The 20,270-nt window shown below is 60.9% G+C and carries 23 protein-coding genes; 14 read left to right on the forward strand and 9 right to left on the reverse strand.

What is annotated here, in order from left to right; translation table 11 throughout:
* Positions 1-470: 470 nt before the first annotated feature.
* The 3 genes from AC1DJO_RS22720 to AC1DJO_RS22730 all read left to right on the forward strand — a co-directional run bounded on the left by AC1DJO_RS22720 (position 471) and on the right by AC1DJO_RS22730 (position 4,592).
* Complete coding sequence (locus tag AC1DJO_RS22720; protein WP_477972947.1) at positions 471-2,570, forward strand: autotransporter domain-containing protein; 2,100 nt, start codon at positions 471-473, stop codon at positions 2,568-2,570.
* 209 nt (positions 2,571-2,779) lie between these two features.
* Positions 2,780-3,952 (forward strand): GAF domain-containing sensor histidine kinase, encoded by a 1,173-nt coding sequence (locus AC1DJO_RS22725; RefSeq protein WP_477972949.1) that lies wholly within the window; start codon positions 2,780-2,782, stop codon positions 3,950-3,952.
* Positions 3,953-4,100: 148 nt separating this feature from the next.
* On the forward strand, positions 4,101-4,592 hold the full coding sequence (locus AC1DJO_RS22730) for a histidine kinase (protein ID WP_112389816.1): 492 nt from the start codon (positions 4,101-4,103) through the stop codon (positions 4,590-4,592).
* 50 nt (positions 4,593-4,642) lie between these two features.
* Here the strand turns inward: AC1DJO_RS22730 and AC1DJO_RS22735 are convergent, their stop codons facing one another.
* Positions 4,643-5,551 (reverse strand): AraC family transcriptional regulator, encoded by a 909-nt coding sequence (locus AC1DJO_RS22735; RefSeq protein WP_477943193.1) that lies wholly within the window; start codon positions 5,549-5,551, stop codon positions 4,643-4,645.
* 153 nt (positions 5,552-5,704) lie between these two features.
* Between AC1DJO_RS22735 and AC1DJO_RS22740 the strand changes: the two genes are divergently transcribed.
* The gene (locus tag AC1DJO_RS22740) at positions 5,705-6,484 is read left to right on the forward strand and encodes an SDR family NAD(P)-dependent oxidoreductase (RefSeq protein WP_477972951.1); all 780 of its coding nucleotides are present in this window, start codon (positions 5,705-5,707) and stop codon (positions 6,482-6,484) included.
* A gap of 31 nt (positions 6,485-6,515) precedes the next feature.
* Here AC1DJO_RS22740 and AC1DJO_RS22745 read toward each other — a convergent pair whose 3' ends face one another.
* Positions 6,516-7,160 carry a ThuA domain-containing protein gene (locus AC1DJO_RS22745; RefSeq protein ID WP_477972953.1) on the reverse strand — a complete coding sequence of 215 codons (645 nt, stop codon included), beginning with the start codon at positions 7,158-7,160 and terminating at the stop codon, positions 6,516-6,518.
* 62 nt (positions 7,161-7,222) lie between these two features.
* Entirely contained in the window at positions 7,223-7,912 is a 690-nt protein-coding gene (locus AC1DJO_RS22750; protein WP_477972955.1) for a helix-turn-helix transcriptional regulator, read from the reverse strand.
* Between the two features lie 129 nt (positions 7,913-8,041).
* Here AC1DJO_RS22750 and AC1DJO_RS22755 point away from each other — a divergent pair, with 129 nt between their 5' ends.
* The 6 genes from AC1DJO_RS22755 to AC1DJO_RS22780 all read left to right on the forward strand — a co-directional run bounded on the left by AC1DJO_RS22755 (position 8,042) and on the right by AC1DJO_RS22780 (position 11,950).
* Positions 8,042-8,701 (forward strand): LysE family translocator, encoded by a 660-nt coding sequence (locus AC1DJO_RS22755; protein WP_477972957.1) that lies wholly within the window; start codon positions 8,042-8,044, stop codon positions 8,699-8,701.
* Positions 8,702-8,847: 146 nt separating this feature from the next.
* Positions 8,848-9,558 carry a DNA helicase gene (locus AC1DJO_RS22760; protein WP_477972959.1) on the forward strand — a complete coding sequence of 237 codons (711 nt, stop codon included), beginning with the start codon at positions 8,848-8,850 and terminating at the stop codon, positions 9,556-9,558.
* A 298-nt stretch (positions 9,559-9,856) separates the two neighbouring features.
* Positions 9,857-10,297 (forward strand): c-type cytochrome, encoded by a 441-nt coding sequence (locus AC1DJO_RS22765; RefSeq protein ID WP_477972961.1) that lies wholly within the window; start codon positions 9,857-9,859, stop codon positions 10,295-10,297.
* A 105-nt stretch (positions 10,298-10,402) separates the two neighbouring features.
* Positions 10,403-11,317: a c-type cytochrome gene (locus tag AC1DJO_RS22770; RefSeq protein ID WP_477972963.1), complete on the forward strand. Its 915-nt coding sequence runs from the start codon at positions 10,403-10,405 to the stop codon at positions 11,315-11,317.
* Between the two features lie 88 nt (positions 11,318-11,405).
* On the forward strand, positions 11,406-11,612 hold the full coding sequence (locus AC1DJO_RS22775; protein WP_477972965.1) for a type II toxin-antitoxin system HicA family toxin: 207 nt from the start codon (positions 11,406-11,408) through the stop codon (positions 11,610-11,612).
* Positions 11,609-11,950 carry a type II toxin-antitoxin system HicB family antitoxin gene (locus AC1DJO_RS22780; RefSeq protein WP_112389826.1) on the forward strand — a complete coding sequence of 114 codons (342 nt, stop codon included), beginning with the start codon at positions 11,609-11,611 and terminating at the stop codon, positions 11,948-11,950. The genes AC1DJO_RS22775 and AC1DJO_RS22780 overlap by 4 nt, the downstream gene beginning before the upstream one ends.
* A gap of 87 nt (positions 11,951-12,037) precedes the next feature.
* Here the strand turns inward: AC1DJO_RS22780 and AC1DJO_RS22785 are convergent, their stop codons facing one another.
* On the reverse strand, positions 12,038-12,430 hold the full coding sequence (locus AC1DJO_RS22785; protein WP_477972967.1) for an ester cyclase: 393 nt from the start codon (positions 12,428-12,430) through the stop codon (positions 12,038-12,040).
* Positions 12,431-12,727: 297 nt separating this feature from the next.
* Here AC1DJO_RS22785 and AC1DJO_RS22790 point away from each other — a divergent pair, with 297 nt between their 5' ends.
* Positions 12,728-13,693 carry a phytanoyl-CoA dioxygenase family protein gene (locus tag AC1DJO_RS22790; RefSeq protein WP_477951016.1) on the forward strand — a complete coding sequence of 322 codons (966 nt, stop codon included), beginning with the start codon at positions 12,728-12,730 and terminating at the stop codon, positions 13,691-13,693.
* Positions 13,694-13,708: 15 nt separating this feature from the next.
* On the opposite strand, the gene AC1DJO_RS22795 is transcribed toward AC1DJO_RS22790, so the two are convergent.
* Positions 13,709-14,203, reverse strand: coding sequence for a GNAT family N-acetyltransferase (locus AC1DJO_RS22795; protein WP_112389829.1), 495 nt, complete (start codon positions 14,201-14,203; stop codon positions 13,709-13,711).
* 740 nt (positions 14,204-14,943) lie between these two features.
* Between AC1DJO_RS22795 and AC1DJO_RS22800 the strand changes: the two genes are divergently transcribed.
* Positions 14,944-16,053 carry a DegT/DnrJ/EryC1/StrS family aminotransferase gene (locus AC1DJO_RS22800; RefSeq protein ID WP_477972969.1) on the forward strand — a complete coding sequence of 370 codons (1,110 nt, stop codon included), beginning with the start codon at positions 14,944-14,946 and terminating at the stop codon, positions 16,051-16,053.
* A gap of 3 nt (positions 16,054-16,056) precedes the next feature.
* Here AC1DJO_RS22800 and AC1DJO_RS22805 read toward each other — a convergent pair whose 3' ends face one another.
* A complete protein-coding gene (locus AC1DJO_RS22805) occupies positions 16,057-16,626 on the reverse strand; it encodes an acyltransferase (RefSeq protein WP_477972971.1) in 570 nt (189 codons plus the stop codon).
* A gap of 237 nt (positions 16,627-16,863) precedes the next feature.
* Between AC1DJO_RS22805 and AC1DJO_RS22810 the strand changes: the two genes are divergently transcribed.
* The gene (locus tag AC1DJO_RS22810; RefSeq protein WP_112537293.1) at positions 16,864-17,721 is read left to right on the forward strand and encodes a glycosyltransferase family 2 protein; all 858 of its coding nucleotides are present in this window, start codon (positions 16,864-16,866) and stop codon (positions 17,719-17,721) included.
* Here the strand turns inward: AC1DJO_RS22810 and AC1DJO_RS22815 are convergent.
* The 3 genes from AC1DJO_RS22815 to AC1DJO_RS22825 all read right to left on the reverse strand — a co-directional run bounded on the left by AC1DJO_RS22815 (position 17,642) and on the right by AC1DJO_RS22825 (position 19,880).
* Positions 17,642-18,325, reverse strand: coding sequence for a thioredoxin domain-containing protein (locus AC1DJO_RS22815; protein WP_477972973.1), 684 nt, complete (start codon positions 18,323-18,325; stop codon positions 17,642-17,644). The genes AC1DJO_RS22810 and AC1DJO_RS22815 overlap by 80 nt on opposite strands.
* Before the next feature lie 151 nt (positions 18,326-18,476).
* On the reverse strand, positions 18,477-19,193 hold the full coding sequence (locus AC1DJO_RS22820; protein ID WP_477972975.1) for a hypothetical protein: 717 nt from the start codon (positions 19,191-19,193) through the stop codon (positions 18,477-18,479).
* 42 nt (positions 19,194-19,235) lie between these two features.
* Positions 19,236-19,880, reverse strand: coding sequence for a MarR family transcriptional regulator (locus tag AC1DJO_RS22825; RefSeq protein ID WP_477972976.1), 645 nt, complete (start codon positions 19,878-19,880; stop codon positions 19,236-19,238).
* 114 nt (positions 19,881-19,994) lie between these two features.
* Between AC1DJO_RS22825 and dmeR the strand changes: the two genes are divergently transcribed.
* Positions 19,995-20,267 carry a Ni(II)/Co(II)-sensing transcriptional repressor DmeR gene (gene dmeR, locus AC1DJO_RS22830; RefSeq protein ID WP_477972978.1) on the forward strand — a complete coding sequence of 91 codons (273 nt, stop codon included), beginning with the start codon at positions 19,995-19,997 and terminating at the stop codon, positions 20,265-20,267.
* The last annotated feature ends 3 nt before the right edge of the window (positions 20,268-20,270 follow it).

A 20,270-nucleotide genomic window follows, 5' to 3' on the forward strand; every position in this document is an offset into this window, starting at 1 on the left:
GCGCGCCGCAGAGCATTGCGATCTCCGCGAAAGAACCGGCATTTTTAACAGCACCAACGATGGAGCGGCGGGTGATTGTCACGCCCGGCCCGCGACTCACACGCAGCAATTCCTTTACATTTCGTCCTACCGGCACGACGGAGGGTCTTCTGGTGCTTCCCGCTGCCCGGCATCCGGACCTTTTTTGGTATTTGGTTAAATGACCGCCCGGCGCGATGCGCCATTTCGAAACTGATTAAAGTTTTTAATCATGTTCTGAATGAGGCTGCGCTGCCTCAGGTTGCAATGGTTTCTAGCGCATAAATTGCGCTAAAAAAGCAACTTTTTGTAAAGTTCGCACTGAATTGCAACCATATTGACAGGTGCTTTCCGGCTTGCTCGAAAGCTGTCCGGCCGCCCGTTTTGCGCGGCGGCATGCACAGTATTTTCTTTTTAAGCAATTGAAAAAGCAGGGTGAGCTTTTAACAATGATGACGAACATCACATACCGGTCAAACGCCGGATCCATGGCGCGGCGCCTCCTGGAAACCTCGGCGCTGACGCTGGTCTTCTCCGCCGGATTGCTCGCTGCCGGAATGGGCGCGGCACGCGCGGGCGCAATCGATAACGAGGCAATCAAGATCATCGGAAGTACCGACCAGTCTTCAAGCGCCGGCATTAGCGGCGATGGAAAAGTCGTTGTAGGTACGCTTACGGGGATGTCTCAAACCTATGGTTTTCGCTGGGACGTAGACGGTGGATGGAACGCTCTAGACGCTCTAGCGACAACACCGGTGGTTCCCAACACAACGGCTCGTGCCGTCAACGATGACGGTTCGGTGATCGCGGGCAGTTCTACCGACAGTGCGGGGTACATGCGTGCCGTGCGCTGGACCAACGGTGTCATTGAACAGCTTTATACCCCCGTTAGTCCTGAAGCCGCCGCAACTGGTGTCAGTGGCAACGGCTCCATTGTCGTCGGCTATTTCAACAATGGAGGCAGCGGGTTCGGTGTCCGTTGGGAGGAGGGCGGTACGTTGTTTCTCCTAGGGCAGGATCCCATTGAAACGACCAGAGCCAATGGCATAAGCCGTGACGGAACGGTTATTGTCGGAGAAGCCGGCGACGGTTTCTCTTATAGATATGCCGTAAGATGGACGGACGGAGGCCGGGTAGCTAACGATCTTGGCGATTTCCCTGGGCTCGGGCTTTGGTCCACTGCATCCGCTGCCAGCAATGATGGCTCTGTCATCGTCGGCTCCTTCCAGCCCCTTCAGGACACTACCCACGCGTTCCGCTGGACTGAAGCCCAGGGCGTGGTGGATATTGATGGCTTTGACAGCCATTATTCCGTCGCCAATGCTGTCAGCGGCGACGGATCGGTGATCGTCGGTCAGGTCGACTTGGGGCAGGACGATTACCACGCATTCCGCTGGGCTGATGGCACATCGAAGACCGTTGTGCAGTGGCTGAGAGATAATGGTGTCAGCATCGGCAACGATCCCACGAGAACGGCGACCGGCGTTTCCGAAGATGGCAAGATCATCGTCGGCGATACGCAGAACGGCGGCACGTACATCGCCCGCGTGGTTACTCCGGACACTGGCGACGGCGATACTCCGAACACAGGCGATGGCGACACGCCCGGCCCCACCTCCGGCATCATCGACGTGCAGCAGTATAGCACCACCCTCGTCGCCAAGCCCTCTGCCCAAGTCGGTCTCGGCTATGCCAACACCGTTCTCCAGGGTGCGCATGGCGAGCCGATGCGCGATCTGCTCGGCCTCGGCCAGCGTTCCGTCGCCTTCACCTCCGACATCGGCTATGACGACAGCCGCGTTTCGAACGGCGGCGTCGGCATCGGCGATGTGACCTTCGGTTACGGTCTTGCGGAAGGCGTTACCGCCCGCTTTGCCGGCGGCGGTCTCTACACCAAGCAGGATATCGAGACCGGCGGCGATTTCCATCAGGCGGCCTTCTACATGTCGCCTGAAGCCACCATCGCGCTCGGCAGCAGCAACGTCTATGCGACGATCGGCGGCTACTATTCGACTGGCCGGATGAACATTCACCGCGGCTATATGAATGGCGCGGCGATGGACTTCTCGCATGGTGAAACCGATGTCGATACCTACGGCGCCAAGATCCGCTTCGACTGGCTGAACGCGGCAACGATCGCAGGCACCAAGCTGACGCCCTATGCCAGCCTGACCTACGCTCACTCGCATATGGACGGCTACACGGAAGAGGGCGGCTCCTTCCCGTCGGCCTTCGATTCCGTCAACGACCATTCGACGGTTGCCCGTATCGGCGTCGATTTCATTCATGACGTGACGGACACCGTCCGCCTGACGGCCCGCGCCGAAGCCGACTACCGCTTCGAGAAGACCACGGCCGGCACCAGCGGCCAGATCGTCGGCCTCTCGGCCTTCGAATTCGACGGCGAAGACGTCAAGCAGCTCTGGCTGCGCGGCGCCATCGGCACCGAGTTCGACGTCGCAGGCGGCACCGCCTCCCTCGGCATCAACGTTACCACCGAAGGCGACGACCCGAACGTCTGGCTGCGCTCCGGCTGGAACGTCAAGTTCTGATCCGCGCCGCGATAGTCCTGAACAAGACACACCCGGCGTCATCGGCGCCGGGTGTTTTCGTTTGGACGCTGATGGGTGCGATATGCCGGGAAAGCCGTGAAATGCGCACTGCCGAAATGGCGCGCCGCCGCTTTCTGTCGCATTCTGCGCGGGGATGACTTTTCGCGCAAAAGCTCTAGGTTTGCAGCTGATGTAAAACGAGAGCGGTCGTGTTCGATACTGTTGAATCCTCTGTAGAAGCCATCCAGTCCATTGACGCAGTTCCGAGCATTCTCAATGTCGTATGCATGACAACGGGGATGGGCTTTGCGGCGGTGGCCCGTGTCACCGAAGAGCGCTGGATAGCCTGCAGCGTGAAGGACAATGTTGCGTTCGGGCTGAAGCCCGGCGGCGAGCTCAAGCTCGAAACGACGATTTGCCACGAGATACGCCAGCACCGGCAGGCCGTCGTGATCGACAATGTCGCCGAAGACCCGCTCTATGCCAGCCACCACACGCCGGCGATGTATGGTCTGCAGAGCTATATCTCCATCCCCATCGTCTTGCCGAATGGCCGCTTTTTCGGGACACTCTGCGCGATCGATCCGAAGCCGAACAAGCTCAATACGCCTGCCGTCATCGGCATGTTCACACTGTTTGCACAGATGATTGCCTTTCACCTCGATGCGCTAGAGCGGCTTGAACGGTCTGCGTCGGAGCTCGCGGATCAGCAGCAGGATACGACGCTGAGGGAGCAGTTCATTGCCGTGCTCGGTCACGATCTGCGAAACCCGCTGGCATCGATCGATGCGGGCGTCAGAAGGCTCGGCAAGACGGCGACCGACGAAAGTTCCGCACATATCGTGGAGCTGGTGCAAGGCAGCATTCGCCGCATGTCGGCGCTGATCGACAATGTGCTCGATTTTGCCCGGGGCCGTCTGGGCGACGGCGTTCCTGTCCGGCCGATGGAAAAGGTAGCGTTGAAGCCCGTTCTGGCGCAGGTGCTCAACGAAATCGTCTCCACTTTTCCCGATCGCAAGATCGATGCGGTCCTCCCCGACGTCGTCACGAAATGCGATCCGGGCCGGATCGGGCAGCTTCTGTCCAATCTGCTCGCCAATGCCATCACTCACGGCGACGGCGATGGCTCCATCACCGTTCGTGGCGCGGTGACAGGCAATATGCTGGAACTCAGCGTGTACAATCCCGGCAACGAAATTCCCGAGGAGACGCGCGCGCATCTCTTCAAGCCCTTCGTCCGCGCTTCCGCGATGCCGAACCAGGAGGGGCTGGGCCTCGGCCTCTATATCGCATCCGAGATTGCCAAATCGCATGATGGCACGCTGACGGTCGATTCCTCGCCTGCCGAAACGCGCTTCACCTTCCGCATGCCAGTGCGCTGAGCGTTGCCGCCGATCCGGATCGTTCCCGGCCGCCGGACCATTTTTGGGCACAAGCCCGAAAGCGGCGCCTTGGCGCTGGTCATTCCAAATTGCGTTAATGCTAAAGCGTTATGGCTTGTTGCCCCAATTTCCAAAGAGGACACTACCCATGAAAATCTTGCTTGCAGGCGTCGTTCTGGCCGCATTGCTGCCCGGCATCAGCCAGGCCAAGACGCTTGAATTTCCAAGCGACGCGCCGATCGCCGAAATTGCCATCCCCGACGCCTGGAACCCTGAAGAAACCGATACCGGCATCCAGGCGACCTCGGCAGACTCCGCCATCTACCTCTCGATCGACATTGCCGACGAGAAGACGACCGACAAGGTCATCGACGATGCCGTCGCCTTCCTTGAAAAGAACGGCGTCAAGATCGACGGTTCGACCCAGAAGAAGTCCGATGAGCAGATCAACGGCATGGACATGACCAATTTCGACTGGACCGGCAAGGACGACGACGGCGCCGTTAATGTCGGCCTGTCGCTGCTCTCGCCGAAAGCCGGAAAGCTGCTGGTCATCACGTACTGGGGTTCCCAGGGCACCCAGGAAGCGCATGCTTCCGAACTGCAGGGTATTATCAGCTCGCTGAAGGCTGCTGAGTAAGTGCGACGGGCGGATGCTTCTTTCCCGGAGCATCCGCCTGTTAGATGAAATCAGGCAACCGCCTGAAACGGCATCGCTTTGATCTCTGTGACATCCCGCTTCGGCGGCGTGCCGAAGGTGCGGGCATATTCGCGGCTGAACTGTGAGGCGCTTTCATAGCCCACTTCGTAGGCCGCCGTCGCAACGCTGGCGCCATCCGCCACCATCAGCCGCCGCGCTTCGAGCAGGCGCAGGTTCTTCTGGTATTGCAGCGGCGTCATCGCCGTCATCTCCTTGAAATGCTGGTGGAAGGAGGAAGGGCTCATGCGGGCTGCTGCCGCCAGCTGCTCGATGCGCATGGGCGCTGTGAAATTGTCGCGCAAAAGGTTGATCGCATCGGTCATCCGCCTTGCGTGGCTGCCGGGCAGCGCCAGCTTGCAGACTTCGCGGCCGTTCGGCCCTGTCAGCAGCCAGTAGCAGATCTCGCGCATGATCGCCGGATAGAGCACCGGGATCGCCTTCGGCGTCTCCGTCAGCCGCACGAGGCGCAACACGCAATCGGCCAGCACACCGTCGAAATCCTGCACGAAGACACCGGCAGCGCCTTCGCCGGCCGGGCGCGGCGGCTCTTCCATCGCCTCCATCACCTCGCGCAGGATCGCCACATCGAAATCGATGTTGAGGCCGATATAGGGCGCCTCTTTGCTCGCCTCAGTGATCTGCCCCAGCGCCGGCACCTCGAAGGTCACCACCAGCGACTGCATCTCGTGGTAATCGAACACCCGGTCGCCGACCATGATCTGCTTGGCGCCCTGCACGACGACACAGATCGTCGGCCGGTAGATCATGTGGCGCGGCATGACAGGCTGGCTGACGCGCGAGACGGAAAGGGCAGGGACCGGCGTCTGGAAGCGCCCTTCGGCATCGCCCGCGAGCCGGTCGATATAATCGAGGATGGCATGTCTCAATGGTGTCAGCATGGAAAGAAACTCCTTGCCTGAAGGTATGCGCCACAGAGGCGCCGCCCGCAACTGGCTTGGAGGAATAGGCAAGAAATTCGAGAGTTCCGGCATCAACAGAAGGCCGTTTCGGGCCTACCGTCTGAGCATCCCATCCAACAGAGGAATGCGAAGATGCCTAGCGAAACTCAAACAAATTCAAAGCACAAGATCGCAATCGTCACCGGCGGCAGCCGCGGTCTCGGCCGCAATACCATCGTCAACCTCGCAAGGCGCGGCGTCGATGTGATCTTCACCTACCGTGCAAATCGGGCAGAAGCCGATGCTGCCGTTGCCGAGATCGAAGGGCTGGGCGCCAGGGCTTTCGCCTTCCAGCTCGACACCGGCCGCATAAGCGATTTCGATGCCTTCGTCGAACAGGTGAAGGAGGTGCTGCAGACGCTTGGAACCGATCGTTTCGACTACCTGGTCAACAATGCCGGCAACAGCTACCACGCGCCGATATCAGAGACGACGGAGGAGGCCTTCGATGAGCTCGTCAATATCCACTTCAAGGGCGTCTATTTCCTGACGCAGAAGCTGCTGCCGCTGATGAATGACGGCGGCCGCATCATCAATATCTCCAGCGGCCTTGCCCGCTTCACCGTGCCCGGCATTTCCGCCTATGCCTCGGCGAAGGGCGCCATCGAGGTCTTCACCCGCTATCTCGCCAAGGAACTCGGCCCCCGCCGCATCACCGCCAACACGGTCGCTCCGGGCGCCGTCCAGACCGATTTCAGCGGCGGCGTCGTCCGCGACAACCCGGCCTATAACAAGATGGTTTCCGATACGACGGCGCTCGGCCGCCCGGGCCTGCCCGACGATCTCGGCCCGATGATCGCCTCGCTGCTCTCCGACGACAATCGCTGGGTCAACGGCCAGCGCATCGAAGTCTCCGGCGGCGCAAATCTCTAATTCATGAAGGCGCGTGGCTGTGGCCAGCCACTCAGCCGCGCGCCGCCCACAGCAGTCCGCGCCGCAGGATCTCGCGCATATGTGCGTGGTCGTATTCGGCCGCGACATGGCCGAGGGCCGAATAGAAGACGCGGCCCTGTCCGAAATACCGCTTGAAGACGACGGGCATCACCACATTGCGCGCCGCCTCGTCATGTTCGCCGCTGAAGGTCGTCGTCGCCAGCACTTCGACGGTCGGGTCGTAGTGAAGGTAATATTGCTCAGAGCGATAGTCGAAGTCGGGAATGCCCTCTACGACGGGATCGTTCTGTCTGGTGATGTTGACGCGGAAATCGATGATGTTTCCCGGGTGCGAAACCCAGGTCACGCCGGAAACATAGCGGAAGGGCGCACTTTCCTTGAAGGAAGTCGCCAGCGCCCCATGCGGCCCGCCAAGCCCCAGCCCGCCGCGCACCGCCTCGACCAGCGCATCGGCATGCGCCTTTTCCAGCTTCTCGCCGGTGATGATGGGCACCAGCAGGTCGGCCTTGGAGATATCGGGCGAACTGAAGATGCCGAGATCGCCGGTGACTTCGGTGGAAAAGCCGTCCCTGCGTAGCATGTCGCCGACGACGCTCGCGCATTCCTCCGGCTCGTGACCCTTCCATCCGCCCCAGACGACGATTGCCTTGCGCATTCCTCCACTCCCATGCTGATTCCTCAATCACGAGAGCAACATAGGGCGAAGATCGTCTGATGTCAGGCCGGAGGATTGGCCCAGCCGCGCATCCATTCCTCGCGCAGCCGGTCGCCGTCGCCGCGGAAGAAGGCCGCAGCGCTCTCGCAATGCGCGACACGGTCGCTGCGGAAATTGCGGATCGCCTGCCGCAGCTCGCACCAGCCGACGATGTTTGCGTATTGAGAATAGTAGATCAGCGCGATCGGCTGGATGACGCGCTCGGTGGCGCGTCCGAGCTCGTCGCGATAGTCGAGCGACAGTTTCTCCTCGTCGCGGATCGCCCGCCTGACCATGCCGAGATCGAAACCGGCAGGCGGCTGCGCCACCGAGCCCCAGGCATAGAGCGCCTTGTTCTCCATCGCCTGCCGGAGCGGGCCGGGAACAGCGCCCGATATCTTCTGGTTCACCCGCCGCGCCGCCTGTTTCAGCTCGCTGTCGCCGGTGCGGTCGAGCAGCGCCAGCGACAGCACGATCGCCTCCATCTCCTCGATCGAAAACATCAGCGGCGGCAGGTCGAAACCCGGCCGCATGATATAGCCGATGCCGCGTCCGCCCTCGATCGGCACGCGCATCGCCTGCAGTGCCGCGATATCGCGGTAGATCGACCGGACCGTTACCTCCAGCTGGTCGGCCATCACCTGCGCCGTCATCGGCTTCTTGGAAAGCCGGAGAATCTGGATGATCTCGAAAAGCCGCGATGCCTTGCGCATTTTACCCGCTCGTTGAAACGCTCCTGACAATACACTGTCAGTTGCCCTTGCGTATAGCCGTTGCTTATCGGGTTGAAATCAAAGGCGGAGAGCGAAATTCTGCCGCCAAACATAAAACGGGCAACTGACATGACATACAGCGAAAACCTCTGGCTCTATTTCACGCTTCTCTTCGGCATCATCATCGTGCCCGGCATGGACATGCTCTTCGTGCTTGCCAATTCGCTGACCGGCGGCCGGGCACGCGGCATGGCGGCGACGGCGGGCATCATGGCGGGCGGGGCGGTGCATTCCTTATACGGCGCAATCGGCGTCGGCATTCTCGCCAGCCTGCTGCCATCGCTCTTCGCGCCGCTGCTTTTCATCGGCGCCGCCTACATGGTCTGGATCGGTTTCACGCTGATCCGCAGCTCGATCACCGTCAACGAGGTCGGCGATGGCGCAGTGCGCACCGATTGGCGCGCCTTCCGCCAGGGCGCCATCACCTGCCTGATCAATCCCAAGGCCTATCTCTTCATGCTCGCCGTCTATCCGCAATTCCTGAAGCCGGTCTACGGGCCGATCTGGATGCAGGGCGTGATCATGGGCCTGATGACGCTCGCCACCCAGTTCGCCATCTACGGCGCTGTCGCCTTCACCGCCGACCGCAGCCGCACCCTGCTGATCGCCAATCCCGGCGTCACCATCATGGTCGGCCGCGTTGCCGGAGCACTGCTGATCATCGTCGCCGTCCTGACGGCGTGGCATGGCTGGGAGACGGAAGTCCAATTCTCCGGCGCCGGCAATTGAGCTATGATCTGATTCTGGCGCGGCCCGTGCCTCCCCCCTCCGAAGGGAAAGTATCGATCATGCAGGGCATCTGATCATCGAACCCACTGTCCGGGCACCACGCATAAGGAGGGAATGCAGCCATTGCCCGCATCAGGAGGTTTATGATGAAACTGTCTGCACCTGTCTATCGCCTGAAACGAAAGGCAAAGCTCCTCTCCCGCGAGGAGAACATCCCCCTGCACGAAGCGCTCGACCGGATCGCCGCCAGGGAAGGCTTTTCCGGCTGGAGCCTGTTATCCGCGCGATTGGCGGAGGCCATGCCGGCAAGCGAACTCTTCGCCCGCCTCAGCCCCGGCGATCTCGTTCTCCTCGGCGCTCGTCCCGGCCACGGCAAGACGCTGATAAGCCTGGAGCTTGCCGTCGAGGCGATGAAATCGGGTCATCGCAGTGCCTTCTTCACGCTGGAATATACGGAGAGGGACGTCCTCGACCGCTTCCGCATGATCGGTGCCGATTGGGAGCGCTACAAGGCGCTCTTCGAGTTCGATACGTCGGAGGCGATCAGCGCCGACTATATCGCCGGCCGCCTGTCATCCGCCGCGTCTGGCACGCTCGTGATCATCGATTACCTGCAGATACTCGACCAGCGGCGGGACAAGCCTGATCTGATGACGCAGGTGCGGACGTTAAAGGCTTTCGCGCAGGAACGAGGCGTCGTCATCGTCTTCATCTCGCAGATCGACCGATACTACGATCCGGCGGCGAAGCCGTGCCCTGATATGACCGATATCCGGTTGCCAAACCCGCTGGATCTCGGCCTGTTCGACAAGGCGTGCTTCGTAAACAACGGGGCGATCGAGTTCCGCGCGGCATAACTGAACCTCGCGTCCTTGGCCCCCCTCATCCGCCCTGCGGGCACCTTCTCCCCGCTGGGGAGAAAGGGACACGAGACGGCGCGGCAACTCCCTTCTCCCCTCGGGGAGAAGGTGGCGGCAGCCGGATGAGGGGGCACCGACGCCAACGTCGCGCAAGTTCGCTAGCTCCCTACCAATTTGAAATCCCTGTCATATCACCCAATTGTTACTTCGCGGCCTAAAGAAACTTGCCATCATGCGGCCGCGAATTAGAGGCGCCGGGATTCTAAGCCCTCGGTATCCAAGAGGAGTCTGCAATATGAAATTCAAAGTGATAGCGGCGGCCGTCATGGTCGCCGGAATGGCGGCCACGGCGGTCTTCGCTCAGGACGGCACGCATGAAGCGCGTGAAGCCATGATGAAGAAGATCGGCGGTTCCGTCGGCGCCATGTCGGCGATTGCCAAGGGCGAAAAGCCCTACGATGCCGAAGCCATCAAGGCGGCGCTGACCACTATTTCGGAAACTGCCAAGGCCTTCCCGGACCAGTTCAAGCCCGGCACCGAGCAGGGCGACAAGGAAGCCAGCCCGAAGATCTGGGAAAACATGGCTGACTTCAAGGCGCGTGCCGACAAGCTCAGCACCGACGCCGATACGATCCTCGCCCAGCTTCCGGCCGATTCCGCTGGTGTCGGCGGTGCGCTGAAGACGCTCGGCGCCAATTGCGGCGGCTGTCATCAGGCCTACCGCCTGAAGGAATAGCGGTAGGTCTTTCCCGTCCTTGAAGCTTTCGGTCCGTTCCCGTCTTGCCGCGGGTGCGGGCCGGTTTATGTTTAGATGCAGTGATTACGAAAAGGGGAGCGGCAGATGGTCCGCAGGTTCATCCGGTTCTTGCTCTGTCTGATCGGCGTCGCCGTTCTCGGTGGCGCCGCTTTCTATTTCATCACCGCCCCCAATCCGCTGCCCGAGAGCCACTGGGCCGGTCTCGGCGAAGCTGATCTTAAGAATGGCGAAATGGTCTTCTGGGCCGGCGGCTGCGTCAGCTGTCACGCGGCCCCCGGTTCGCAGGGCGATGCCAAGCTGACGCTCGCGGGCGGTCTGGCACTGAAGAGCCCCTTCGGAACCTTCCACGTTCCCAATATCTCCCCGGATCAGAAGGCCGGTATCGGCGCCTGGACGCTGACGCAATTCGGCAACGCCATGAAGCGCGGCGTCGGCCCGCAGGGTCAGCATCTCTATCCGTCCTTCCCTTACGGCTCCTATGCGCGCATCAGCGACAAGGATGTCGTCGACCTCTTCGGCTACATCAAGACCCTGCCGAAAAGCGAAAACGTCGCGCCGCCGCATGAACTGCCGTTCCCCTACAATATCCGCCTGGCGCTCGGCGGCTGGAAGTTCCTGTATTTCAACGATCAGCCCCGTGTCGTGCTCGCCAATGCCGACGACAAGCTGAGGCGCGGCCAATATCTCGTCGAGGGCCCCGGCCATTGCGGCGAATGCCACACCCCGCGTGACGCGCTCGGCGGCTTCAAGCCCGACATGTGGCTGGCAGGCGCCCCGAACCCCGAAGGCGAGGGACGCATCCCCAACATCACCCCCGGCGGCCAGGATGTCGGAAACTGGAGCGAGGCCGACATCGCCAACTACCTCGAAACCGGCTTCACCCCCGACTTCGACTCCGCCGGCGGCTCGATGACCGAGGTCCAGCAGAACATCGCACATCTGCCGAAGAGCGACATCGAGGCGATCGCAGCCTATTTGAAGGCGGTGCCGAAGCGGTGATGCTTGCAAAAAATGCTAGCACCACTTATCTTGCCACGAGATGAATGGGCGCCACAAACGGACATTGCAGTCAGTCTTTCGCGATCCGGTGTCTGGCTCGATCGTGTGGGATGATATCGAAAGCCTGTTGCTGGCTGCCGGTTGCGTCATTGTCGAAGGAAGCGGCTCGCGCGTGCGGTTCGAAAAGTACGGTAAACTGGCCTTCTTCCATCGCCCGCATCCGGAAAAGGAAGCCAAGCGCTATCAAGTGAGGGATGCCAGGCGCTTCCTGCAGTCATTGGGAGTTGAGCCATGAATGTGATGAGTTACAAGGGTTATGCTGCGCGCATCGAATTCGATGCCGAAGATGAAATCTTCTTCGGCAATATCGCCGGAATTTCCGATGTCATCGGCTTCCATGCCAACACCGTCGAAGACCTGAAAAGCGCCTTTCACGAGGCCGTCGACGACTATCTCGAGACCTGCCGCAAGATCGGCAAGGAGCCGCAGAAGAGTTTCTCCGGCAAGATGATGTTCCGCGTCGATCCGGATGTGCACGCCCGCGCCGCAAGGGCGGCCGAATTGGCAGGCAAGAGCCTGAACCAGTGGGCCGAAGAAGTGCTGGCGAGCGCAGCGGATAAGTCTGCGGCGTAATTTTGTTGCTGGACGTCAAGACGTGTCTCAACTTCCCTTGTTCTCGTGACGGGCACAGGAATTAGCGCAGTGAGATAGCACGCAGCCTTACATCCCCAGCTGCCCCTCGATCGCCGCCTTGTCGATCACCGACCAGACTTCACGCACCTTTCCATCCTCGAACCGATAGAACACGTTCTCCGCAAAGGTGAGGCGCCGGCCGTTGACCGGCAATCCCATGAATATCCCGACAGGCGTGCAATCGAAGGCCAGGCGGGCGGCGATGTAAGGCGGATCGGCGGCGAGCAGTTCGATGGTAAAGTGAAGGTTGGGGATTTCGCGATAGTCGTTCTCCAGCATGGCGCGATAGCCGGCCACGCCGAACGGCCGGCCATTGTGATGGGCGTCGGGATGGACGAAGGCGTCGAGCTGCGGCCAATCCCGTGCATTCAGGCAGGCGATGTATTGGCGGTAAATCTCTTCCAGCTTGTCTCTTGTCACAGCGGTACCATCCCTTGTCTGCCGCCAACCCTCTCCGATCGAGTTAATCCGAAAGGAGTATAGAGGTTCCATATCTCTTCCGTGCGTGGTGATGCCCGGAAGAGGTTGCAGATGAATATACAGTCGCGCCATGGTTATATTTAAGTTTAAAAAGTATTATTCCAATCAGCGAGAACAAATAAATGCCGCATTGCAGCACAATTGTTTCCGTACTGCCTGATGCTTGCCGCCTTGGCGAGATCTCATCCGTAACTGACTGAAGAACGCTCTGGGCTTCCGTAAGAAAAGGATAGTTGAATGCACGGCATATCTGTCTCCCGGAATAATGATCTTGAAGCCGTCGCCCGCAAAGGCGGCAAGCTGCGCCGCATGGCGGTGCGCATCCCGACCTATCTTGCCGATGTCAGGGAGAACCCGGCCTGGCTGCCGATGTTCCTGCTGGCGCGCACCATTCCGGGCCGCCGCGCCCATTGGCTGACGGCAAGGCGCGTCAATGACGGGGAACAGGCGCTGCCGTCGATGTTCGAGGGAGCCGCAGTGGAAGATGTCGTCGCCAGCCTCAGGGGCGAGGGGCTGTTTTCGGGGCTCGTGCTGCCGGAGGGCATTCACCGGCAGATCGCGCGCTTTGCTGCGGAGACGCCGTGCTTCGGCAATTTCGATCGCCGCATGGAATTCCTGGCGCCTGAGCACCGCGATGCCGAGAAACGCTTCGGCCGCCCGCTGCTCAGCGGTCACCATTTCGAGCGGGCTCTCGATTGCGATGCCGTGCTTGCTGTCCAGCGCGATCCGCTGCTGTCTGCGGTCGCGAGGCAATATCTCGGCGCCCAGGCGCAGCTCATCACCACCCGCATCTGGTGGAGCTTCCCGACCGAAGCCAGCGAAGCCGATCGCAGCCTCGCCTCGCTCGACAAATATCACTTTGATCTCGACGACTGGCGGATGCTGAAGTTCTTCTTCTATCTCGTCGATGTCGACGAGGGCACCGGCCCGCATGTCTATGTCAGGGGCAGCCATAGAAGGCGCAGCGTCAGGCATCAGCTGACTCTGCTGGTCGGTCATCCGGCGGACGAAATCCTGGATTATTATGGCAGCGACAGCGCCGTGACGCTGACCGGCAAGGCCGGGCAGGGCTTCGTCGAGGATCCCTTCGGCTTCCACATGGGCACGGTGCCTGTCACCGCGCCCCGGCTGATGATGGAGGTCGGCTTTGGCGTCTCCAAGCCATCCCGGCGCCGCTTCCACGGCGAGCCGGTGATCCGCTGAAACGCCGGAAGGCGCTCAGGCGAGCGCCTGCATATAGCGCATGCCGGTCACCGGGCGCGCTGTGAAATCCATGTACTGGTAGAAACGATGGGCCTGGATATTGCCGGTCGCGGCGCTGACCGAAAGGTAGTCGCAGCCGGCACCCTTTGCCGTCTCGCGGGCGCGGTTGACGAGGTGCTGGCCGATGCCGTGGCCGCGATGGCCGTCGCGCACGAAGAGATGGTGCAGATCCATACCGCGCTTGCCTTCCTGGGCGCGATAGAGTGGGCAGAGGATCGCGTAGCCGATCAGGCCCTCGTCGGTTTCCGCCACCAGCGCGGTGATCCACGGCACGGTGCCGAACAGGTCACGCTCCAGCTGCTCCATCGTCGATGCCGAGGCATCGCCATGGTGGATGGCAAGCAGGTTGATCATGTCGTTGAGTTCGGGCAGATCGCGCGGCTTGGCCGTACGGATGGTCACCACCGGCGGGCGGATCAGCGAAATTTCACTGTCTTCGATTTCAATCATGGCCTTCGCGTCCTTGTGTGTTTCTGCCGTCAGGACGCTGCTGATACAACAAAGCCGCCTGACGGCGGCTTGTTGACAATATGATCTGTCGGGCCGCCCTCTAGAGGTACAGCCAAAAGTACGAGCGGTTGATGTGCGCGTTCTGGATCATGGAATGATAGATTCTCCAGAACGGAAACTTTGTCAATGGCACTTCGGGCAGCCTTTGGAGGTATGCCTGCAATTAGCAGAAGGCATAGATCAGCCCGGCGATTGCCGCGATGCAGATCACCGTCAGCGCCCGCGCTCGATCCGCCCACTCATCGCGGCCACCATGCGGCAAGCGATGAAAGGCTGAAGATCAAGACGACAAGCGCCATGATCGCGCACCATCCAAGGATCCGGCGGACGGCCGGTGGAGCCCGCAGCAGATAGGTTTTCAACCCGGCCGGAGGCCGCGCCATGGGCTCAGCGGACGTCACATCCGGCCGTTCGTTTTCCGTATTCGCCATATGGGCGACCTCGCAATGCCGCTCAATGTCAGCCGTTGCATCCCCATCAAAGCGCGCCGGAATGGATGCTACACCGGTAACCCCCTTCTGGCTTTTGCATTTGACATGTCAGCGAAGATAACCGCGCGCCAGACGCTTCGCGAACTGCAGGAGCGCGCGCGTGGATGGCCAAGGCAAGTTTGACAAAAGCTATGGATGCAAAGGTCCTCGCAACGATCCCGCGACGGATTCTCTCACCAAGTGGCCCTGATGAAAAACGAGAAGATTTTTGTTACCCGACCCAGCTTGCCGCCACTGGAAGAATTCATTCCGTCGCTGGAGAAGATATGGGACAGCAAGATCCTGACGAATGGCGGGCCTTTCCACCAGGAGCTTGAAGAGCGCCTCGCGGAACATCTTGGCGTCGGGTATGTGAGCCTGTTTGCCAATGGCACGATGGCTCTGCTGACCGCGCTTCAGGCGTTGCGCATCACCGGCGAGGTGATCACCACTCCGTATTCGTTCGTCGCCACCTCGCACTCGCTTCTGTGGAACGGCATCCAGCCTGTCTTCGTCGATATCGACCCTGTCACGCTCAACATCGATCCGGCACGCATCGAAGGCGCCATCACCCAGCATACGACGGCGATCATGCCGGTTCATTGCTACGGTCATCCCTGCGATGTCGATGCGATCCAGCGCATCGCCGACAACTACAATCTCAAGGTTATCTATGATGCCGCCCATGCGTTCGGCGTCAAAGACCATCGCGGCAGCGTCCTGAATTACGGCGACCTTTCTGTCGTCAGCTTCCACGCGACCAAGGTCTTCAACACGTTCGAGGGCGGCGCCATCGTCTCTCCCGACGCCAAGACCAAGGCACGGATCGACAATCTGAAGAATTTCGGCCATGTCGGCGAAGTGACGGTCGTGGCACCCGGCACGAACGGAAAGATGAGCGAATTCAATGCAGCGCTCGGCGTTCTGCAGCTGAAATATGTCGATGTCGCAATCGAGGCCCGTTCCCGGATCGATGCCGCCTATCGCGAGCAGCTTGCAGGCATCAAGGGCATCCATTGCCTTGGCGCATCAACGGAAACTGTCGCCAACTATTCCTATTTCCCGATCCTCATCCGTCCGGATTTCCCGATGTCGCGTGATGATGTCTACGACCGGCTCAAGGATCTCGGCATTCATGCGCGCCGCTATTTCTACCCGCTGATCTCAAGCTATCCGATGTATCGCAGCCTGCCATCCGCCGGCACCGGCAATCTTCCGGTTGCGACCGAAGCTGCATCCCAGGTGCTTTGCCTGCCGATCTACCCGGATCTGGAAATGGCGACGGTGGAGAAGATCACCGATTTCCTGCGCTCGGCGTAACCGCTAGCCTCTGTCCAGCATCACCTTCTCATGGTCGAGAAAGGCGCGGCTGCGTGGCTTCAGGGGGCGGGCCGGATTGCCGGCATAGATCATGAAGGGTTCGAGGCTCTTGTTGACGAGTGTCATCGCGCCGGCGGCAGCGCCTTCGCCGATCGTCACGCCGGGAAGAACGACTGCGCCGGTGCCGATGATCGCATGGCGGCCGATCGTCACCCCCTTGGAAATGACGTTGGTGAAATCGGCAGGAACCGTCGGGTTGGTCAGCCATTCGCCGCTATAGTCGTCGCTTCGGGCGTAGATCGAAACGCGTGCCGACAATCCACTGAAGCTCTGCATGGTGATCCGCGCGTCACCCCTGCCGCCATGCAGAGTGCAGTGGCTGGCGATGTGGATATAGTCCTGCAGCACGATCTCGCCGCTGAGAATGGAGAAGTCGTCGATCCGCACGTGATCTCCGAGGCTGATCGCCGGGGCGCCATAGATGCGGGCAAATCTGCTGACCTTGCAGTTCTTGCCGAACGCTTTCAGGCCCAGCGCATGCAGCTCGTCATGTGACAAAAAGCTATCGGTCATCGCAAATATCCCCATCCCGATCGTCGGATCCAAATTGCCATCATGTCTAACCGATTCGACGCGCGGCTGCGGCATACCCGTGGGATTTCACATTTTTGCATGACATTCGAATCGGCTAGTGTCGAAGCTGTAGGCCATGCAGCGCCGGGCTTTTGCGGTTCGCATGCAGGTTCAAAGTGAAATTCATCATGGCTGCCGAAATCCGGTTTCGGCCTTAATTTGAGAGCGAAGTCATTCATGAAATTTGTTGCGCTTATCGGACTGATAGACGAGGCCGACTGCATCGGCACTTGCATCGACTATCACCTTGCGATCGGCTTCGACCATATTGTCGTCACCGATATCGGATCGACGGACGGCAGTATCGAGATCGTCAAGGATCGCATCGCGGCCACCTCGCGCGTCTCCCTGTTGCACGCGGGCCTCGATCTCCGCAGCACCAACTGGCCCGGGCGGATGCTGGAATTTGCCGTTACCGAGCTCAAGCCCGACTATGTGGCGCATATCGATCCCGATGAATTCTGGATTCCCTATGGTGGAACGCTGGCGTCGCTGCGCGATCCCGGCCAGGCCGATGTGATGAGTGTACGGCGTTACAATGCCGTCCAGAATGTCGACGAGGTCGTCAACGGCCGCCAGCTCGATCCGGCGCGGTTCCGCGAGCAGATCGTCTATGTCGAACGCGCTCCTGTCGATGCCAACAGCCCGATCGGCACGCCGATCTATTCGGGCGCCATCGGTCCCAAGGTCATGCACCGGGGTGTCGGCGCGCAGCTTTCACTCGGTCATCACTCCGTTGCCAGCCCGCAGCTGAAGACGCAGGTTGTTCCGGAAGATCTTCTGATCCTTCATTTTCCGATCTCGAGCTATGCCAAGTTCGAGCAGAAATACCGGAATGCGGCCGCGACGCTTGCGGCAAATCCGCAAATGCACCCGACCGCCGCCTGGCATTGGCGCCGCCTGGCCAAGGCGATCGAGCAAGGCACGCTCGACGAAGAATATCGCCACCAGCTCTTCAACACGGAGCAGATCGAACGCCTTTCGACATTGGGCCGGGTCGGTCCTCTGGAAGGCGTGTTCGCCCGTCGCGCATAGCTGACGCTCTGCACTGACGGCGGCCTGTCATCCGGGCCGCCGATTGTGACCATGACAGGTCAGGCAATGCACAACGCCCGCCCGCACAGCCGTCCTCTGCGTCTGCAGGCAACGTAGTCGTGACTGGAATCGGTGCCGCCAGCGCCACGGCGATCCGGGCGCCGACAGCCATGTCGTCTTCCACACCGAAGGCGTGATGCAGGATGGTGCCGTCGCGGCCGATGAGCACGGAGGAGGGCGTGCCGCGCAATCCGTAGCGGCGCATCGTCACCGGAATGTCCGACCGGCCGTCCGCCTGATCGACGCCGATCGGCGAGGCCAGCCGGTATTCATGGATGAAGGCCTTCAGCGTCACCGGGGTCATCGCCTCGTGATGCTCGAAGACGGTGTGCAGGTTGATGACCTGCAGATCCGTGTGGCCGAAGAGCCGTTCGATACGTCGCACTTGTGGCAGGCTTTCGGCAACGCAGCCCGGCCAGAGCAGCTGGAAGCTGTGGAGATAGATCACCCTGCCGCGCAGGCCCTCGACAGTGAGCGGCGTTTCGGTATTGAACCATTGGCTGACGGCGAGTTCCGGCGCCTTGATGGCGGTTTCGTTCGGCATTGCATTGATCCTTTCGTGAGCCGGCCAGCCCCGGCGCGGTTGCAAACGGCGCATCGGGGGGAGTAAGGCTGGGCGGCTTTCTCTTTTCCATTTGCCTGGAGAGAGGAACATGCCGGTCCGCCGATGGCAGTTGGCGGACCGGCGCCTCCGTTTACTTGGCGGGCATCACCTTGCCGGGAAGGCTGAGATTGCCCGAGGCGACCTTGAAGACGTTGTCGACGCAGAGCAGCGGCGAATGCAGGTTGCCGTTGATCTTCAACCCGGCCGTGACGCCGTCATAGGACGCGCCCTTGATGCCGCCGATCAGCGACAGCGGGATGGTGACATCGACGGTATCGCCCTTGAGCGCGGTCGGATAATCCGGGCTGTCGATCAAAAGCGGCACGCCGGGCCAGGTGGCCGGCAGCTTCGGCTTGCTGCCTTCAGGGATATCACTGACCTTCAGCCCGCCGGCGCAGGCCTTGTCCTCGTTCAGCACCACCCAATGCGGATGCCAGACCGAGCGGTTCTGCTTGCCATAGGCGGCATCGTCGAAATCCGGATGAAAGGTGACGGCGAGCGCCACGATGCCCTTGTCCTTGTCGAAGCCGATATCGCCGCTGTTCAGCGATGTCGGCCAGACATAGGCATAGACGCCGGATCCTTCGACCTTGCCCGTTGCGGCGGGCTTTTCGCTGCCTGCCTCGCCGCGCACCCGGGTCGAGAACACGGCGCTATCCCCGGTGGTGGTGATCCGCGTTTCGACGATATCGAACGCGGCCTTCACCGTCTCGTCGGGCTTTGCATCAACGGAGTGGGCGGTGGCGAAATTCGGCGCAAGCGTCAGCGCTCCGGCGATCAGCGCGCCGGTCAGTATAGTCCTGAACATGGTCGTTTCCTTTTCTGTTCCTGTTTGCCTGGAGAGGTCTGCCTATCCCTTTTGAAAGGCATCCCAGGTGGCAGCCCGGGTTGCCGGATCGGCAGTTTCATGTTCGCGGCAATCGACGCGGAAATCGCGCTGACCGAAGGCCGCATTCACGAAGTCGCAATGATGCGGCTTGGCCGCGTCATCGTGCTGGTAGGGCCGGAAATAGCGGCAGGTGGCGCACATGCGCTGCACCGGTATCGCCTCAGCCTCCTGGAGATGCCGGATCATCTTGACGATCGACATCAGCAAATCTTCCTGTTCCTCAGCGGGCAGCGTGCGTGCCGCCGCCGCAGCCGATCCCTCGGCCGCACTCGCCTCGACCAGGATCGCGCGTCCCGCTGCTGTCACCGCCACTGCCGCCGCGCGCTTGTCTCCGTCCGCCGCCGCCTTTTCGGCATAGCCCTTGCGCTCCAGCGCCGCGATAGAATCCGTCGCCGTCGGCTGCGAGACGCCGAGATGGACGGCAATCTCCTTGACCCGCATCGGCTGGTCGCGCCCGGCGAGGTAATCGAGGATCGCCAGCTGGGTCGGCTTCAGGCCGGTGGCTTCGGCGCGCGTCCAGTCGTCGCTGCGCATCGCCACGGCCAAGCGCGCAAGGCCTTCGCTGATGCGATGTGAGATCGGGGTCGGGTCTAATGGCGTTTCCATGATGCTTATATATAGGACTCCTATATAAATTCAAGATACCCTGCATCAGCTTGGCTCTTTCGTGAGAGCTCACGCAATGATAGGGTACCCCCCTATACTAAATCGAGAGTAGAGATGTCCCACACCCAGCACCACAAGAAAAAGCTCATCGCCCGTATCAGCCGCCTGAAGGGCCAGCTCGATGCCGTCGAGCGGGCATTGGAGGCCGAGCGGCCCTGCGGCGATATCCTGCAACTGCTGGCCTCGATCCGCGGCGCGCTGAACGGGCTGACCGGCGAGGTGCTGGACGATCACCTGCACGAACACGTCCTGCACGCCGCCGATGAGACGGCGCGGGCCGAGGCGGTGGAAGAAATTTCGGAAGTGCTGCGGACCTATATCCGCTAGAGA

The sequence above is a fragment of the Rhizobium sp. 05N430 genome (genome assembly GCF_056396985.1).

Excerpts from the sequence above, each read along its gene's own strand:
- AC1DJO_RS22800 (WP_477972969.1), top strand. The coding sequence starts at position 14,944 with ATGAAAAACGAGAAGATTTTTGTTACCCGACCCAGCTTGCCGCCACTG.
- AC1DJO_RS22825 (WP_477972976.1), bottom strand. The coding sequence starts at position 19,880 with ATGGAAACGCCATTAGACCCGACCCCGATCTCACATCGCATCAGCGAA.
- AC1DJO_RS22765 (WP_477972961.1), top strand. The coding sequence starts at position 9,857 with ATGAAATTCAAAGTGATAGCGGCGGCCGTCATGGTCGCCGGAATGGCG.
- AC1DJO_RS22740 (WP_477972951.1), top strand. The coding sequence starts at position 5,705 with ATGCCTAGCGAAACTCAAACAAATTCAAAGCACAAGATCGCAATCGTC.
- AC1DJO_RS22795 (WP_112389829.1), bottom strand. The coding sequence starts at position 14,203 with ATGATTGAAATCGAAGACAGTGAAATTTCGCTGATCCGCCCGCCGGTG.
- AC1DJO_RS22745 (WP_477972953.1), bottom strand. The coding sequence starts at position 7,160 with ATGCGCAAGGCAATCGTCGTCTGGGGCGGATGGAAGGGTCACGAGCCG.
- AC1DJO_RS22780 (WP_112389826.1), top strand. The coding sequence starts at position 11,609 with ATGAATGTGATGAGTTACAAGGGTTATGCTGCGCGCATCGAATTCGAT.
- AC1DJO_RS22730 (WP_112389816.1), top strand. The coding sequence starts at position 4,101 with ATGAAAATCTTGCTTGCAGGCGTCGTTCTGGCCGCATTGCTGCCCGGC.
- AC1DJO_RS22755 (WP_477972957.1), top strand. The coding sequence starts at position 8,042 with ATGACATACAGCGAAAACCTCTGGCTCTATTTCACGCTTCTCTTCGGC.
- AC1DJO_RS22735 (WP_477943193.1), bottom strand. The coding sequence starts at position 5,551 with ATGCTGACACCATTGAGACATGCCATCCTCGATTATATCGACCGGCTC.
- AC1DJO_RS22805 (WP_477972971.1), bottom strand. The coding sequence starts at position 16,626 with ATGACCGATAGCTTTTTGTCACATGACGAGCTGCATGCGCTGGGCCTG.
- AC1DJO_RS22760 (WP_477972959.1), top strand. The coding sequence starts at position 8,848 with ATGAAACTGTCTGCACCTGTCTATCGCCTGAAACGAAAGGCAAAGCTC.
- AC1DJO_RS22820 (WP_477972975.1), bottom strand. The coding sequence starts at position 19,193 with ATGTTCAGGACTATACTGACCGGCGCGCTGATCGCCGGAGCGCTGACG.
- AC1DJO_RS22720 (WP_477972947.1), top strand. The coding sequence starts at position 471 with ATGACGAACATCACATACCGGTCAAACGCCGGATCCATGGCGCGGCGC.
- AC1DJO_RS22750 (WP_477972955.1), bottom strand. The coding sequence starts at position 7,912 with ATGCGCAAGGCATCGCGGCTTTTCGAGATCATCCAGATTCTCCGGCTT.
- AC1DJO_RS22810 (WP_112537293.1), top strand. The coding sequence starts at position 16,864 with ATGAAATTTGTTGCGCTTATCGGACTGATAGACGAGGCCGACTGCATC.
- AC1DJO_RS22815 (WP_477972973.1), bottom strand. The coding sequence starts at position 18,325 with ATGCCGAACGAAACCGCCATCAAGGCGCCGGAACTCGCCGTCAGCCAA.
- AC1DJO_RS22790 (WP_477951016.1), top strand. The coding sequence starts at position 12,728 with ATGCACGGCATATCTGTCTCCCGGAATAATGATCTTGAAGCCGTCGCC.
- dmeR (WP_477972978.1), top strand. The coding sequence starts at position 19,995 with ATGTCCCACACCCAGCACCACAAGAAAAAGCTCATCGCCCGTATCAGC.
- AC1DJO_RS22770 (WP_477972963.1), top strand. The coding sequence starts at position 10,403 with ATGGTCCGCAGGTTCATCCGGTTCTTGCTCTGTCTGATCGGCGTCGCC.